Below are 14,243 nucleotides of genomic sequence, written 5' to 3' on the forward strand. Positions count from 1 at the left end.
AGGGGCGGCTGGGTGCCGGTCAGCTGTGTGAGGAAGTAGCGGCTTCGGCTTCCTGGCTCGTCTGACGCCGGGCGAGTTCACGCAGGGCGGTGGCCGAGGCGTTGCGGACGTGTGAACCCGCTGTCCACCCACGAGCGCCTAGCTTCATCGAGGCAGAGTGTATGACTGTAATACGCTCAGTGGTGGGGTTGTGAGGTTGACCCCTGCCGCCTTCGCCAGGTAGCGGGCGCAGCGTCGGGTTCCTCCTCCGCTACGCAGTGCCCAACAGGACAGGTCGTGCAGCTCCCGTCTCCGGGGTCGACCTCGCCGGCCGAGCCTGTGCCGCCGCACCGCAGGACCACTCCGACGCTGTGCTCAGACCAGCACAGAAGAGATCATGTCGGTTCGGTCCCTGGGTACACCGGGCACCGCATTCTGTGTCCGCACTGCGTTCTCCAACGAAGGCTTTACGACTGAACCAGATGTGCCTGTACCGCTAGATCGGGTCTCTGGCGGACGGACATCGGCGTTATTTTTCGGATAGTGATAGCGGCCCGCAGATGGCTACCTTGTGACAGCCAGGTAGCCCAGCCGTTTCGGCTGGTACTCATCACTACGTGACCGGAGTAATTCCGTGACCATGCCCGTGCATCAGCAGGACACCTTCGGCGTCGGAGAAGTTGATGTCGCCACGACACCCATGATGAACGACCAGAAGTTCAAGCTCGGGGTCTTCGCCTTCAATTGCAGCGGCGGCATCGTCAACAGCCACGCCCCCACATCCTTCCGCGTCACCTGGGAGCAGCAGAAGAGAATCGCTCAGCTCGCCGACAGGAGTGGCTTCGAAGCAATCGTTCCCATCGCGCGGTGGCGAGGCTTCGGTGGTGAGACGAACTTCAACGGCGTGTGCTACGAAACCTTCACGTGGGCGGCGGGACTTGCGGAGGCCACGGAGAACATCCACGTCTTCACCACCTGTCACCTGCCAACCGTGCATCCTATCGCGGCCGCCAAGATGGCCACCACCATCGACCACATCTCCAACGGCCGTTACGGCATCAACTTGGTCATGGGCTGGTTCACCCCGGAAATGGAGATGTTCGGCAAGAAGCAGCTGGAACACGACGACAGGTACGCGTTCGGTAGCGAGTGGGTCGAGTTCGCCGAAGAGTTGTGGACCAAGGACGGCTCATTCGACTTCGACGGTAAGTACTTCCAGTCCAAGGGCGTCGAGGCATACCCGAAGCCACTGTCGAAGCCCCGCCCCGTACTGCTCAACGCCGGCACGTCACGCGCCGCACTGGAGTTCAACGCCAAGCATGTCGACGTCAACTTCACCGCTCTCGACACCCGCGAGAGCATGAGGGAGTACTCCGACATGATCAAAGCCCGCGCGAAGAACAGGTACCAGCGCGACATCCAGGTGATGACCATGGCGCTGGTGGTGTGCCGCGACACCGAAGCGGAAGCCAAGGCGGCGCACCAGGAGATCCTTGACCAGGGGGACTGGCCGGGCGCGCGCAACATCATGAGCGTTCTCGGGATCGAGAGCCAGTCGTCGAACGCGCAGATCGAGAGGATGCAGGAGCGGTTCATCGCGGGCTGGGGCGGAATCAACCTGGTCGGCACGCCCGAACAGGTTGTCGAGCAGTTCCAGCGGCTTTCCGATGCCGGAATGGACGGCGCCTTGATCGGATTCCTGGACTACGCCGAGGAACTCGAGTACTTCAACGAGAAGGTCATGCCCCTGATGCGTGCTGCCGGCCTCAGGCACTGATCGACCGGCCGTGCATCGTCTCCGGAAAGGGAGGAAACGTGACCTTCACGGTTGTTGCTCGATACACCGTCACCGATGGGCACACTGACCGGCTCCTGGAGCTGCTGCGGCAGGTACGGGAAGAGACTCTGAAGGAGCCTGGTTGCATCTCGTATGAACCGCATCGATCGGCCGACGATGAAAGTGTCTTCTTCATCGTCGAGAGGTACCAGGAAGCAGCTGACTTCGATCACCACTTCTCCACACCTCACGTGAAGGACATCGTGCTCGGGCAGATTGTTCCTCTGTTGTCGGATCGAGTGGTCACCAAAGGACTGCCCATCTTCTGACCTTCGGGCAGATACGTGGCCATGGTCCTCTTCGGTATACCGCTGAAAACTCGCGGTCTTTGCAATCGAATTGTGCCGCCGATGCCGTCGGCTCTGGCGGCGCAATTCATCCCCACGGATTTCCCCAGTTGCTTGGAAAGTGATGGGAGCATCATGTCCATATCATCGGACACCATGACAGAGACTCCTCGCGTCGAAGAACCTCTCAGTCCGCGGAATCTGCGCAGAACTCTGGGGCTGTTCTGTTCAGGTCTGACCGTCATATCCGCCGCCGACGAAACCGGTCCGATCGGCTTCACCTGCCAGTCGTTCGCCTCGCTCTCTCTCGATCCGGCGCTGGTGAGCTTCAATCCCGCACGTACCTCGACGACCTGGCCGCGCATCCGTGCCGTGGGTAACTTCTGCGTCAACGTCCTGGCGACGAACCAGGAAGAGATCTCGAACGCCTTCGCCAAGTCCGGCGCCGACAAGTTCGCGGGTGTGCACTGGTCGCCCGCGCCATCCGGCGCCCCCATCCTGGACGGCGCCATCGCGTGGGCCGACTGCACCGTGTGGGCCGAGTACGACGGTGGCGACCACACGATCGTCGCCGCGGAGATACGGGCGCTGGGCTCCGATGCGACGCAGCACCCGCTCGTATTCTTCGGCGGCAAGTACGGACTTCCTGGGCCTGCGGGCAACGTCTCCACTGTCACCGGCAAGGAAAGGTGAGTAGAACTTGACCAGGGAAGCAGCTCAGGAGTTCCCCGCCCTGCGGCGCGACGTAGAGCGCGTCATCGCGACGCTGACTCGCGAAGAGTGGATGATAGACTCGGCCTGTGCCGGGTGGCGGATCCGTGACGTGGTGGCCCACATGGCTGCGAACGCTCATGAGGCCATCGATCCCATCCCCGAACCCGAGGGCGCGCCGCCGCTCCCATCGAACCGTGAACGACAGCACGATGTGCGTGTCGACCGGCGACGGAACCGTTCGATCGAGGAGATTCTTGACGAGTTCCACACCTATGTCCCGCTGTTCGAGCAGAAGCTGCTCGCCCAGCAGGAAGAGCCTCAAGCGTCGGTTCCCGTGACGATCCCGACTTTGGGAACCTATCCAACGCACGCCCTGGCCAACGCCCAGGTGTTCGACTACTTCTGTCATCTGCGGCACGACATCCTGCAGCCCTACGGGCCTGTCGACCCCGCCCTGGCGGCTCGGGCCCTCGAGCCGGTGAGTCACGCCGCACTGTACGCGGCGGTGCAGTGGATGATGTGGGGGCTGCCGCAGATGCAGGGCTCGTTGCTCGACGAGACGGTGACGGCGCCTGTGACTTTCGAGTTCACTGGCGCCGGGGCGAGTGTGTGGACGGTAAGCCGGCGCACGGACGGGGGCCTGAGCACTGGCGAGGGTGACTTCGGAGCAGTGCGCGTGATTTCGGACGCGAGTGCGTTCGTGGCGTGGGGGACAACTCGGCGTCCTTGGGTGGACCACTGCAAGATCGACGGCCCGCAAGAGCTGGCTGTTCCACTGCTCGATGCACTGGACATAGTCTGACCCGTTGTTCCGACATGCGATGGAACAGCGAGGGCTTTCAGCCTCGGCGCTCCAGGGGTGAGGACGGCTGCGACGATTGCCGTACTCGATTCGGGCTGCATCGGTCCTTGCGGAAGCTCCGCCATGACTTCAGTCGTGCTACGGCGCGTTCGACCGGTGCCCGTGCAGCGGAGAGCGCGCAAGCGTGAGGTCGCGGCTGGGCAGACGTCTAAGCGGTGACGTCACACATGGCCGGCTCCCATGTAGGCGCGGTCGGCCAGGACGGGGATGCCCTGGTGTTCGCAGATCCGGATGACGCGGCAGGTGTGGGCCGCGGTCAGAACGTGCGCGCGGCCGGGCAGTGTGCGTGAGATCCACAGCAGCCGACCATCAGGATCGGTCACCAGCTGCACGTTCACTCTGCGCCGGCGGTGCTTGTGGGAGTAATCTGCCCGGCTGTCGTCGCTCCTGTCGCACTCCGCCAGCGTTGCCCTCGAGCAGGACGTAGTCGGGTCCGCTTCGCGCAGTGCGCGTAGCAGGCCGGGCACGCGGTCGGCGAGCAGGTCGATGACGGCTGCCACGTAGGCGTGGGCGGTATCGACGGGGATTCCGACGCCGGCCGCGAGCTGGGCCAGGGTGTCGTGCCGACGCAGGTATACCAAGCCGACGAGCGCACGTTGGTGAGGCGGGAGTCTGCAGCGGCGGTGACCCTCGCGGGTGACGACGAGCATCGTGACCCACTCGACCAGCGCATGAGGCAGAACGAGTGCGGCAGGATGGGGAACCAACGCGGCTCCTGTGCCTGTGGGTTGAGACTTCGAACACCTCCCCCAACGGCACAGGAGCCTCGTGCGTCGCACACACCACCGGCGTCCCCCGATCAGTGGCCACGCTGAAAGACCTCAGTGAGTCCGTGCCGAACGACAGGGTGCCGCGACGTGCGGCAGGTAAATGTGAGAGCCGCTATCGGTAGATGAATTCGCGGAACGGATAGTCGCGACGTTCTGTGGATAGTGACACCCGCCCATACTTGCTCTAGTGTCTTGCGCAAGCCTAGGCCATACGGTTTCCCATGATGGCGGGTGGAGGTGGCGAAGTGATCACAGGTTTGAGCGGCGATACTCGAGGCCGCTCCGGAGCAGAATCCAGGCGTGGGCAGCGAGGTGCGAAAGATCTTCTTCGCAGCTCTGAGCCCGCCAATCCGGCACCGGGGCACCTCCTTTCGCACACCCCTGATCGATCTTCTCGGCAGCCGGATGCGCAACTGCGGCCCGACACCCTGAGGACCAGGGACTTCGACGAGGCTCATGACGTGATTGCGTCCGTTTACGTGCCTCATGAACTGAAGTCTCACGACGGGAAACGGCTGGACTTCAAGTTTCATCTTCTGCGGTCTCAGCAACTACTCATCGGGCACCTCGGTTACGGGGCGGACGCCGAGTTGCTGGTCCCGCAGATGCTGCAGAACTACCACCTCAACCTGACCATGCAAGGCAGGAGCATGGTGACACAGGCTGGTCGGCGTGTGGTGACGACGGGGATGTGCCAGGGGGTGATGGTCCGGCCGTTCGATGACTTCACCGTCCGCTGGAGCCCTGATGCTCTGCAGTACGCCGTCCTGCTGTCGAGCAAGGCGGTCGAGGAACATCTGGGAGTGTTGCTGAACCATCCTGTGGAGGGGCCGATCGATTTTTCGCTCGGCTTTGACATGACTACAGGAGCCGGACAGGGCCTGGTCTCAGCGGTCCGCTTTCTGCGTTCCGAACTCGCCCGGCCTGGAGGCGTCGCTGAGTTTCCGCTTGCTCTGAGGCAGTTGGAGTCATTCGTGCTGACGCAACTGCTGTTGGCTGTGCCGCACAGCTATAGTGACGAGCTCTGCACGCCGACGAAGCCGGCGCAACGCAACAGGATCAAGGACGTCATCGACCTTGTCGATTCGCAACCTGAGTCAGACCTGTCCATCGCGCGTCTAGCCGAGGTCGCAGGTGTCAGCGCGAAGTCGCTGCAAGTGGGATTTCGTGAGGCCACGGGAATTACACCGATGGCATACGTTCGAAAAGTCCGTCTCGAGCGAGTCCGAAATGAATTGATCTCCCTGGCGGGTCGGCGTTCCATTACCGACATCGCCACATATTGGGGATTCCTGCACCTAGGCCGATTCTCCTCATATTACCGGCAGCAATATGGTGAGACTCCCACGGAGACCGTCCGAAAGGCATTGCGTGGCTGACCGAGCCGCTGACTTTCCAGGTGATCTGGCGGGAATTCCGGCCGAGCGCCGCCACAGGTGGGCTGGCCGGCGCGGTATCGGCGAGCGCGATGGTCGGACCGCCGCGGTGGACGTCGACGCGGTCTACCGCGGTGCGCGGTCCGAGCACCTGACCCATGGGAAGCGTGTTGCAGGAGGCCGTGATTTTGTAGGTCAAAGCCCGGCCACGGCTGTTCTGACAACGAGGCGCGGGTGAGATTGCGCGTGCGAGCGACGGCCTGGACCGCGTGGTGGAGGCCGTCGCCGGGCTGTCGGTAGTCTCGGAGGATCTTGCAGTTCTTCAGTCGGCCGATCGCATGCTTGACCCGCGCACGGACCCGCCGATGTTCCGCGTTGTCGGCTTCCTCACCAGCCAGCAGGGCCCGGCAGGGTCGTTAGCGGTGTGGGACGACCAGGCCGGTGTTGATGTAGGCGCCGTCGCCGAGGACGGTGATGTCCTGGCACTGGTCCGGCAGACCAGAGTGGGGCGTTAGATCGGCTCATGCGCGAGGAGGGGCCGAGAGCCGCTGAATCACCCGGGACACAGAGGCCGACGAGACCCCGAACGGCGGCGCGAGCGGCTCCCGCACGACCTTCAGCAGCCGCTCGAACTGCTTCATCCGCAGCCCCGTGAACGTCTCCACCCACAACGGATCAGCCCTCAACACCCCACGCATGCAAGTGAAATGCTCTGATCACAGCCTTCTGCAACACGCTTTGGCGCGAGGGCACTGGACCGCCAGCATCTGGGCTCGCCTCTTCGGGGTGCGGGCGAACGCCGTCTCGGGTTGGCGCGAGCACGACTACGCGCTGGTCGTCCTGGACGCCCGGGTACCGCCCGCTCGAAGAGCGATATGGCCTCCCAGGACACAGCGGCTGGTCCGGACGTGTACGACACCGTCGAGTCGATCGCCGCCCCAAAGTGGTCGACGGGCAAGGTCGCGATGGTGGCCAACCCCCAGCTCGCCATGGTGCAGTGGCCGGCCACCGCCCAACGTCCGCCGTATCTGACGGCCATCGACCCGTGGGAGGGGGTGACCGACGTCTATCGTGACGTCGTCGTGCGCGGCGGCATCCCCGACACGGTGTTCCACACGGGCACATCATTGCTTTCCCCCACGGAACCGGCCGGTTCGACGACCTCGCCGAGATGATGCGTCACCACCCCAAGGAGAACGCCTGCTGGCCCGACTAGGTCGTGTTTTGAAAGTCGGCTCTGCTCCTTGTCCCGCATCGCGATGATCTCGGTGTGGGGCGAGGGGATCTTTCTGACGGGCAGTGGGCTGTGCTGGAGGCGCTGTTGCCGGTCGCGGTGCTGGGGCGGCCGTCGTTGGGCCGGCGGAAGCTAATAGATGGGATCCGGTGGCGGGTGCGGACCGGTGCTCCATGGCGGGATCTGCCGCCGGAGTACGGGCCGTGGCAGACCGTCTACGGACTCTTTCGCCGCTGGCAACGCGACGGCACCTGGCCCGAACTGCTGACCCGGCTGCAGGCCCGGGCGGACGCCGACGGGCTAATCACGTGGGAGGTCAACGTCGACTCCACGATCTGCCGGGCCCATCAGCACGCTGCAGGCGCCCGCCGCGACGGCCAGGCTCAGAAGGAACCGCCGGGCGGAATCCGCACCGAGCCCGGGGACCACGGCCTGGGCCGGTCCCGGGGAGGCTTCACCACTAAGATCCATCTTGCCTGCGAACAAGGCCAACGGCCGCTGTCTCTACTGGTCACCGCAGGACAGCGTGGTGACAGTCCTCAGTTCACCGCCGTCCTGGAAGGCATCCGGGTGCCGGGCACCGGACCGGGCCGTCCTCGTGTCAGGCCGCTGCGAGTGCGGGGCGACAAGGCGTACTCCTCCCGCGCCAACCGGGCCTACCTTCGAAAGCGCGGAATCCGCTGCACGATCCCGGAGCCTGCGGATCAGGCCGCCCACCGCAAGCGGCGAGGGAAGGCCGGCGGACGGCCTCCTGCCTTCGATCGTGAGGACTACAAGGCCCGGCACGCGGTCGAGTGCGGGATCAACCGGCTCAAGCGCAACCGCGCGGTCGCCACCCGGTTCGACAAGCTCGCCGTCCGCTTCGAAGCCACCGTCCTGATCGCCGCGATCGGCGAATGGCTGTGACCGGCCTGACCTGTCGGTTCCTCATGCCATGCTGACCGCGACCCGGGTCGACAGCGAGGGAGAGGCAACGATGGGGGCTCAGTACTACGGCGCTGACAGCGAGAACGGCGACCGCATCGACGACCCCTCCGAGGACGCGCTGTTCATGATGATCAGCGACCTCAACAACTCCGACAACACCTTCGTGGTCGTCCAGCCCGACGAGGACGACCCCGTCTGGTTCACCTCAGTGGCCGTCCTGGACGAAGGCGGTTACGAGATCGTCCGCCGTGACACCACTCGCAACGTGCACGAGGTCACCACAGCGACCAGCATCAACGACATCGCCCGCGACCTCACCATCTGGATGGCCGCCCGCGACTTCCCCAGACGGCCAACCACGCAGGTCAGCGAGTTCTAAAACACGGCCTAGGGGACCGACCTGTCCGCTGTGGCGATTTCGGCATATGTGGTGGCGAAGTGCCTGGGGTGCACACCACGCAGAGTGGGGCGACATCGCGACCCGGAGAGCATCGAGTACCGCAGGCGCTTCTACGACCGCTATCTCAAAGCCGATGACAACGGCCGGGAGTCCACCCCACGCGTCCGGTACTCCATTCTGGACCCGTGCGGAGAAGACGACACCAACCTGCCTGCCAACACCTGACCGTCACCTGTCCCACCACCACGCCTCCGGAGGGCGGTCGAGACGGGCGGCAGCTGCACAACCGACGGCCGGTCCGTAACCCCTCACCTTTGATCGGCGGCGAACTCGCTCTGCGTCGTGTCGACAACAGTGACGTGGGACCGGGATTCGAACGCGAGACGTGCTCCACGGGCAAGGAGGGGTCAGCGCCCCCAGATGGATGTGCCGCCGTCGACGGTGAGCACAGTGCCGACGGCGAAGCGCGACTCGGAGCCGGCGAGCCAGGCGATGGCCTCAGCGATCTCCTCCGGCTCGGCCATGCGGCCGATCGGCGCGCGACCGTCGAGTGAGGCTCGCAGCTGCTCCGGCTTGTCGGACTCGGCGAGCATCCTGGCGAAGTACGGCGAGTTCACGGTCCCCGGTGCGACCGCGTTGACGCGGACGCCCTGGCCGATGTGGTCGACGGCCATGGCCCTGGTCAGTGCCGCGATCGCGCCCTTGGAGGCGACGTAGGCGGCACGGTCGGGGATGCCGACCTGGGCGGTGTACGAGGTGACGTTCACGATGGCGCCGGATGTCTTGACCAGTTCAGGAAGTGCGAACTTCGAGCAGAGGAAGACGCTCTTGGTATTGACGGCCATCAATCGATCCCAATCGGCTTCGGAGATCGTCTCCACCGTGCCGCGGAACCCGAACCCGGCGTTGTTGACCAGGATGTCGAGCCGCCCGAACGCCTCGACTGTCGCGGCGACCATCTTCTGCACGTCAGCGGAACTACTGACGTCGGTGCAGGTTGCCACAGCCCGCTTTCCGGCCAGGCCCGCCGTTTCCTCGGCTGCCGCCAGGTTCTTGTCCGCAGCAGTCAGCGAGGCACCGAGTGCGGCCAGCCGCAGTGCCGTGGCCCGGCCGATGCCGCTGCCGGCGCCAGTGACGATCGCGGTCTTTCCGTGGAAATCCATGGATGCTCCTCAGGCAAAGGTGTTTGATGTGGCCGAGGGTGCGGCCCGCGTGGAGTCCGTCCACGGCCCCCGCTACTTGGTGCCGTACCGCCGAATGTCCTCGGCAGGGGAGCCCGCGGAGAGCTGATCGCGCATCGGTGACCAGAGCCGGTGGGGTTGCCACACCGCATGTGTCGATCATGTTCCTGCTGCGGTTGCCCGGTTCTCGGGGGGAGCCGTAGCGGTGTCGGCTTCGCTGATCTCATCGAGGGCCGGCAGGAGGTATTCGCGAAACAGCGGGTAGTTCTCCGCCATCGGGAAATGCCCGATACCTGCCATCCGCCCGCCACGGGCACCGCTGATCCTGCTGATGGCCTCTTGGGTTTCGTCGGCCGTGCAGGCATGGTCGTACTCACCGGTGAACAGGTAGACGGGGCACCGCTTCGTGTCGAACTCCTCTGTCTTCTCCGTCAGGTCCAGGTCCTCGGAGTAGAAGTAGGTGTCGCCCCGGTAGATGCCCGGGCCGCCTTGGCTGTAGATCCACCACACCTCCCGGCGCCACTCCTCCGGGCTCGACGGAGCCATCAGGCTGTAGGTCCAACTCGGCACGGACTGCTGGGCGTTGACGTCCGGGCGCAGCGACCAGTCCTGGAACCGACCGTGCACCTTGAGCGCACCGGACAGGCCGATCACGGCACGCCAGCGGTCGGGGGTGCGCCGGGCGAGTTCCAGCACGATCGAGCCGGCCATCGAGCACCCAAGGACGATGGGGGAGCGTAGTTCGAGCGCGTCGGCGAAAGCATGGATGATCTGGAGGTAGGAGTCCGTCGTCAGCAGGTACTCCTCGCGCCACCAGCCGTCGGGAGGCAGGGAGCGGCCGTGCCATGGAAGGTCGAAGGCGATCACGCGATATTGCGAGGTCAGCTCTCGGTCATTGATCATTTGCCGGAACTGCCGTGAGTCGGCGCCGGCCGTGTGCAGGCACAGCAGCACCGGGCCTGAGCCCGCTTCTTCGAAATAAATGCGGTAGCGCACACCGCCTGCAGTGAGATGGACGTAACGTCCGACCGCCTCTTCCAGGACGACCGGTTCACTGGATTTCGACATTCTTCCCCAATTCCACCAGGCGTGTGATGACCCGCAGATTACGAATGAGTGTGAGCCGGCCCTTGCGTAGTTCGATCCCCTGAGATTGCTTGAGCAGAGCCAGAAGATCGTGCCGGAGTGGACGGGGCGGGCCGTGGAACAGCTCGGTCCATGTGTGGAGATCCGCACGCAGGGTCAGGGTTTCTCCGTCGGATTCTTCGCTGTCGCCGAGAGCCAGAGTTCCCGCTCGGTAGGTCAGCTTGATTTCTCGACCGTCACTCACGACAAGCTCGATCACGAAGTTGCTGAACCTGCCAGTGTGGCACAACTCGGGGTCTTTCCAAGCGTGTTCGATCCATCGCCCGATCCATGATTCATCGGGAAAATTCGCGGTGCCCGATGTGGTCACCATTCCTCCTTGGATCCGATAACGGCGGCGTGTTCCCCCAGATTGCCCCGCTGGGGGCGGAATCGCTGGAGTGTCGAGGCGTCGTGGCCCGTCACCAAGTGGCGCACTCCAGAGGCCTGGAGGTCACGGACGGTCTGGAGTCCGCTGTACGTGTCGAGAAGGCTGGTCAGCGAGACGAAGGGCATGTCCCGCTCCACCTCCTCGTAGAAGTGCACCGCGTCGGACGCGAGCAGCGTCGGACCCTCTGAGGTTTCCACCAGTACGGCCAGCTGTCCTGGGGTATGCCCGCTGATTTCCAAGAGGGTGATCCCGGGCGCGGGCGAGTATCCGTTCTCCACGAAGATCATGCGGCCCGTTCTCGCGGCAGCAACGAGGTGATCGACCTCCGCTGTTTCGGTGAATTGCCGAAGAAGGGTCTTGTCGGAGACGTCGGAGGTCCAGAAGTCGTATTCGCGCCGGGACATGAAGACGGTACTGTTCGGCAGGGAGCCGAGATTGCCGATGTGATCGTAGTGCGCGTGGGTGACGATGACGTCGTTCTCGGCCTCCGGGTCTATGCCCAGGGACCGCATCGCTGTGACGGGGTCCACACACATCGTGCGTTCCCTCTTTCGGCCCGTCTCGCTGTTGAATCCGGTGTCGACGATGAATGTCCGGTTGGGGCCGCGGACCACCCAGAAGAAATAGTCGACGGTCATGGGTCCGTCGGAGAGGCCGTAGAATTGGTAATTGAGGAAGACGTCGCTGCGCAAGGTTTCTCTGGTGCCATAGCGAACAATAGTCACCTCGTAGAGGTCTTCAGGAACAGCCTGTTTGTATCTCATCTCGTCTCCGTGAGGTCACGTCAGGAAGTCTCCGTCAGTCATTCGCCAAGAACGATCGCCATAAGGTCTTCGACGGTATCGAGCCCAGCGGCGATCGCGCATGCGATGTGGTCCCGGAGTGCTGAGCCGCCTCAGTGGCCGACTGCCGGGGGCGCCTCAAGAGGCGTAGAACGATGGTGACGCCGCACGATGCCGGGCGCACACCCAGGAAGGAGTACGAGCCCGGTCAATGTCGTTGTCGTCCGGAGCCTTCGGACGCTCAGTGAACTGAGCAGAGCCACCGGAGGAGCGAGTGGGGGAGCACAGCCGGTCCGCGGTCGTCACGACGAACGTGACGACCGCGAGGTCGGACCACCCCAGAAGCTACCGACGCCGACCGCGACGGTGGCCCTGGCTCCATGCCCGGCAAGCGGTCGGCAAGGACCCGTCGGCACTGCTGTGTCCACTATGGCCACGGGAATGTCGATGCCCTTCGGATGGAGCCAGCCAGCTGCTGCGGTCGGCCTCATCGAGGGCGGGGTGTGGTGACTGCGTCCTTCTCTTCACCAGCCTGGGTGAGATTACGATATTACGGTCAGACGCTGTGGGCAAGCAAGCATGTGCTTCTGTTGTTCCGGGTGGTGTACATCCCGGTGGTCTTTGGAGGTGGTGCGCGCACGGCGCCGGGCTCCTGTCCGTCCGGCGTGATGGGCCGACGTGACGTGTGATGCGCAGAATGTGTCGTTGATGGTCAGGGACGTGGTGAAGCTAGCCTTTGTGATCAGGCCTCGGCGGCCTGCCTGGCTTCGCGTGCGGAGCGCATGGCGGCGGCGGCCGCTTCCACGTGCTCCAGGCAACGGATCCGGGCCAGTTCCGGGTCCCGGCGCACGACGGTGGCTTCCACGATGCCCTCAAGTTCCCGCAGTGTGTGGGAGAGACGGCCTGCGGCCTGCAGCGACAGCGTGCGCAGCATGCGGATCTGGGTGTGGAGGGTGCGCAGGCTCGTACCGATGACACCATTGCCCGACCCTTCGATCAGGGCGTCGTAGAAGCTGTCCTTCACCTCCAGCAACTCGGCGAGCGAGCCGTCGGCGAGCGCCGAACGCACCTGATCCAAAGCGCGTAGGAGCTGCTCCCGCTGGGCGGGGGTGGCTCGCTCGGCGAACAGCTGGCCGGCCAGGCCTTCAAGGGCCCCGCGCACCTCGTACAGCGAGTCGGCCTCCTTGTCGGAGAGCACCCGCACCACAGGTCCCCGGTTCGCCACGAGCTCGACCAGACCTTCGGCCTCGAGATGCCGAAGGGCCTCACGGATCACCGTCCGACTCACGCCGTAGCGCGCGCACAAAACTTTCTCCACCAGCCGCTCGCCCGGTTGGAACTGCTCCCCTGAGATCGCGTCGCGAAGTCGTTCGATCACCTGCTGACGCAAAGGGGCAGCCATCCTGGGAACGGCATCGACGGTCGCATCTGCAGCCTCAGTCGTCATGCTCCTGATAATACGGTAAGACCCGACGTACTCGGATTGAGGTCCGGCATCGCGGGCATCGCGAGTGCGCGGGGCTCGAGGACGGGGGCAGGCTGCGGGCCACGCGGATGCACGCTCTGCCGCCGTCAGGCGTAACCGTGGACGATGTTCTCCTATTCGTCGAGGATGGAGGCGAGGGCGTGGCGGCATCCTGGGGGTCGCGGGGTGGCGCCAATTGGTGACGGAGCCGTGTCTTGGCCCCGGGGCGACGAGGGGGACCAAGACACGCAACGCGAGGTCAGTTGGAGCCGGAACCGCCCTCGTGCACCTTGACGGTGGGCTCCAGGCCATCGGCCCCCACTACCTCGCGCCATGCGTCGAAGCCTGCCTGGAAGGCGACGATGCCGGCCTCCGGCAGGGAGATCTCGATGGCTTCGAGGATCTCTCCCGGACTCAGTCCGAGGTCCAGGGCGACGCGGATGTGGGTTTGGATGTGGCCCTTCGAGGCCCGCATCACGGTGAGGCTGACGATGAAGATGAGTTCCTTGGTCGCGCGGTCCAGCTTCCGCTGCTTGAGATACGCGCTGGACACCAGGTTGTTGGCCGCTGTCAGGACGTCGAAGTCCTGCTTGGCCATCACCTTGTGGTAGTCCAGCACATAACCGCGCGCGCGAGCCATTTCGTCGATGTACGCCTGAGCCTCGGCCTCGGTGGCCATGCGGCTCTCCCTTCGTTGTGTGGATGGATGTTGCCGATGTGGTGCGGGCGGCGCCTACGCGCAGTGCAGCTCGGCGCCGACACTGCGTTCAACGCACGGGTGGGTGACGTGACGCAGGGGGCAGCCTGGGCCGCTTCGCCCCTGCCTGCGGGTTTGGGCGCTCCTATGGATTCGGACACGGAGTGGCCCGCGCGTGAGATGTCGCCGGCCGTGAGCGCGCGGCCATGATGCTCG

General features: G+C 64.6%; 15 protein-coding genes and 2 pseudogenes. 9 read left to right on the forward strand and 8 right to left on the reverse strand.

All coding sequences use genetic code 11. The features are described from left to right. The first annotated feature begins 619 nt into the window (after positions 1-619). Genes AQJ64_RS23130 through AQJ64_RS23145 form a run of 4 tightly spaced genes read left to right on the forward strand, consistent with a single transcriptional unit; the run spans position 620 to position 3,619 of the window. A complete protein-coding gene (locus AQJ64_RS23130; protein ID WP_055632785.1) occupies positions 620-1,756 on the forward strand; it encodes an LLM class flavin-dependent oxidoreductase in 1,137 nt (378 codons plus the stop codon). Positions 1,757-1,794: 38 nt separating this feature from the next. Continuing rightward, positions 1,795-2,085 (forward strand): putative quinol monooxygenase, encoded by a 291-nt coding sequence (locus AQJ64_RS23135; protein WP_055632759.1) that lies wholly within the window; start codon positions 1,795-1,797, stop codon positions 2,083-2,085. Between the two features lie 21 nt (positions 2,086-2,106). After that, positions 2,107-2,796, forward strand: a complete 690-nt coding sequence (locus AQJ64_RS23140; protein WP_240512539.1) for a flavin reductase family protein — start codon at positions 2,107-2,109, stop codon at positions 2,794-2,796. 7 nt (positions 2,797-2,803) lie between these two features. Continuing rightward, the gene (locus AQJ64_RS23145; protein ID WP_055632761.1) at positions 2,804-3,619 is read left to right on the forward strand and encodes a maleylpyruvate isomerase N-terminal domain-containing protein; all 816 of its coding nucleotides are present in this window, start codon (positions 2,804-2,806) and stop codon (positions 3,617-3,619) included. A gap of 37 nt (positions 3,620-3,656) precedes the next feature. Here AQJ64_RS23145 and AQJ64_RS23150 read toward each other — a convergent pair. Beyond that, positions 3,657-4,386: pseudogene (locus AQJ64_RS23150) on the reverse strand (transposase). A gap of 524 nt (positions 4,387-4,910) precedes the next feature. Between AQJ64_RS23150 and AQJ64_RS23155 the strand changes: the two are divergent. Next, positions 4,911-5,828: an AraC family transcriptional regulator gene (locus AQJ64_RS23155; RefSeq protein ID WP_055632762.1), complete on the forward strand. Its 918-nt coding sequence runs from the start codon at positions 4,911-4,913 to the stop codon at positions 5,826-5,828. A gap of 221 nt (positions 5,829-6,049) precedes the next feature. Here the strand turns inward: AQJ64_RS23155 and AQJ64_RS51065 are convergent. Next, positions 6,050-6,523 (reverse strand): annotated as a pseudogene (locus tag AQJ64_RS51065) (transposase family protein); the annotation flags it as partial. Positions 6,524-6,634: 111 nt separating this feature from the next. Here AQJ64_RS51065 and AQJ64_RS23165 point away from each other — a divergent pair. From AQJ64_RS23165 to AQJ64_RS49195, 4 genes are all read left to right on the forward strand, one after another. Beyond that, positions 6,635-7,000 carry a CocE/NonD family hydrolase gene (locus AQJ64_RS23165; RefSeq protein WP_276206630.1) on the forward strand — a complete coding sequence of 122 codons (366 nt, stop codon included), beginning with the start codon at positions 6,635-6,637 and terminating at the stop codon, positions 6,998-7,000. Between the two features lie 95 nt (positions 7,001-7,095). Continuing rightward, positions 7,096-7,965 (forward strand): IS5 family transposase, encoded by an 870-nt coding sequence (locus tag AQJ64_RS23170; RefSeq protein WP_079061896.1) that lies wholly within the window; start codon positions 7,096-7,098, stop codon positions 7,963-7,965. Between the two features lie 28 nt (positions 7,966-7,993). Beyond that, positions 7,994-8,365: a hypothetical protein gene (locus tag AQJ64_RS23175; protein ID WP_193380178.1), complete on the forward strand. Its 372-nt coding sequence runs from the start codon at positions 7,994-7,996 to the stop codon at positions 8,363-8,365. Between the two features lie 84 nt (positions 8,366-8,449). After that, a complete protein-coding gene (locus tag AQJ64_RS49195) occupies positions 8,450-8,611 on the forward strand; it encodes a hypothetical protein (RefSeq protein ID WP_157880873.1) in 162 nt (53 codons plus the stop codon). A 182-nt stretch (positions 8,612-8,793) separates the two neighbouring features. On the opposite strand, the gene AQJ64_RS23180 is transcribed toward AQJ64_RS49195, so the two are convergent. The 6 genes from AQJ64_RS23180 to AQJ64_RS23200 form a co-directional block, all read right to left on the reverse strand. Further along, the gene (locus AQJ64_RS23180; protein ID WP_055632766.1) at positions 8,794-9,549 is read right to left on the reverse strand and encodes an SDR family oxidoreductase; all 756 of its coding nucleotides are present in this window, start codon (positions 9,547-9,549) and stop codon (positions 8,794-8,796) included. 177 nt (positions 9,550-9,726) lie between these two features. Continuing rightward, positions 9,727-10,635 carry an alpha/beta fold hydrolase gene (locus AQJ64_RS23185; protein ID WP_055632767.1) on the reverse strand — a complete coding sequence of 303 codons (909 nt, stop codon included), beginning with the start codon at positions 10,633-10,635 and terminating at the stop codon, positions 9,727-9,729. After that, complete coding sequence (locus tag AQJ64_RS46310; protein ID WP_079061898.1) at positions 10,619-11,026, reverse strand: hypothetical protein; 408 nt, start codon at positions 11,024-11,026, stop codon at positions 10,619-10,621. The genes AQJ64_RS23185 and AQJ64_RS46310 overlap by 17 nt, the downstream gene beginning before the upstream one ends. After that, on the reverse strand, positions 11,020-11,847 hold the full coding sequence (locus AQJ64_RS23190; RefSeq protein WP_055632768.1) for an N-acyl homoserine lactonase family protein: 828 nt from the start codon (positions 11,845-11,847) through the stop codon (positions 11,020-11,022). Before AQJ64_RS23190 ends, AQJ64_RS46310 begins: the two co-directional genes overlap by 7 nt. Positions 11,848-12,607: 760 nt before the next feature. Beyond that, the gene (locus tag AQJ64_RS23195) at positions 12,608-13,312 is read right to left on the reverse strand and encodes a GntR family transcriptional regulator (RefSeq protein WP_055632769.1); all 705 of its coding nucleotides are present in this window, start codon (positions 13,310-13,312) and stop codon (positions 12,608-12,610) included. Between the two features lie 277 nt (positions 13,313-13,589). Beyond that, on the reverse strand, positions 13,590-14,009 hold the full coding sequence (locus AQJ64_RS23200) for a carboxymuconolactone decarboxylase family protein (RefSeq protein WP_055632770.1): 420 nt from the start codon (positions 14,007-14,009) through the stop codon (positions 13,590-13,592). Between the last annotated feature and the right edge of the window lie 234 nt (positions 14,010-14,243).

This window comes from Streptomyces griseoruber (assembly GCF_001514205.1).
In the GTDB taxonomy this organism is placed as follows: Bacteria; Actinomycetota; Actinomycetes; order Streptomycetales; family Streptomycetaceae; genus Streptomyces; species Streptomyces griseoruber.

What these genes read in the sequence shown, in the direction of transcription:
- AQJ64_RS23130 (WP_055632785.1), top strand. Translation starts at nt 620, where the DNA reads ATGCCCGTGCATCAGCAGGACACCTTCGGCGTCGGAGAAGTTGATGTC.
- AQJ64_RS23140 (WP_240512539.1), top strand. Translation starts at nt 2,107, where the DNA reads ATGGTCCTCTTCGGTATACCGCTGAAAACTCGCGGTCTTTGCAATCGA.
- AQJ64_RS23175 (WP_193380178.1), top strand. Translation starts at nt 7,994, where the DNA reads ATGCTGACCGCGACCCGGGTCGACAGCGAGGGAGAGGCAACGATGGGG.
- AQJ64_RS23180 (WP_055632766.1), bottom strand. Translation starts at nt 9,549, where the DNA reads ATGGATTTCCACGGAAAGACCGCGATCGTCACTGGCGCCGGCAGCGGC.
- AQJ64_RS23185 (WP_055632767.1), bottom strand. Translation starts at nt 10,635, where the DNA reads ATGTCGAAATCCAGTGAACCGGTCGTCCTGGAAGAGGCGGTCGGACGT.
- AQJ64_RS46310 (WP_079061898.1), bottom strand. Translation starts at nt 11,026, where the DNA reads ATGGTGACCACATCGGGCACCGCGAATTTTCCCGATGAATCATGGATC.
- AQJ64_RS23190 (WP_055632768.1), bottom strand. Translation starts at nt 11,847, where the DNA reads ATGAGATACAAACAGGCTGTTCCTGAAGACCTCTACGAGGTGACTATT.
- AQJ64_RS23195 (WP_055632769.1), bottom strand. Translation starts at nt 13,312, where the DNA reads ATGACGACTGAGGCTGCAGATGCGACCGTCGATGCCGTTCCCAGGATG.
- AQJ64_RS23200 (WP_055632770.1), bottom strand. Translation starts at nt 14,009, where the DNA reads ATGGCCACCGAGGCCGAGGCTCAGGCGTACATCGACGAAATGGCTCGC.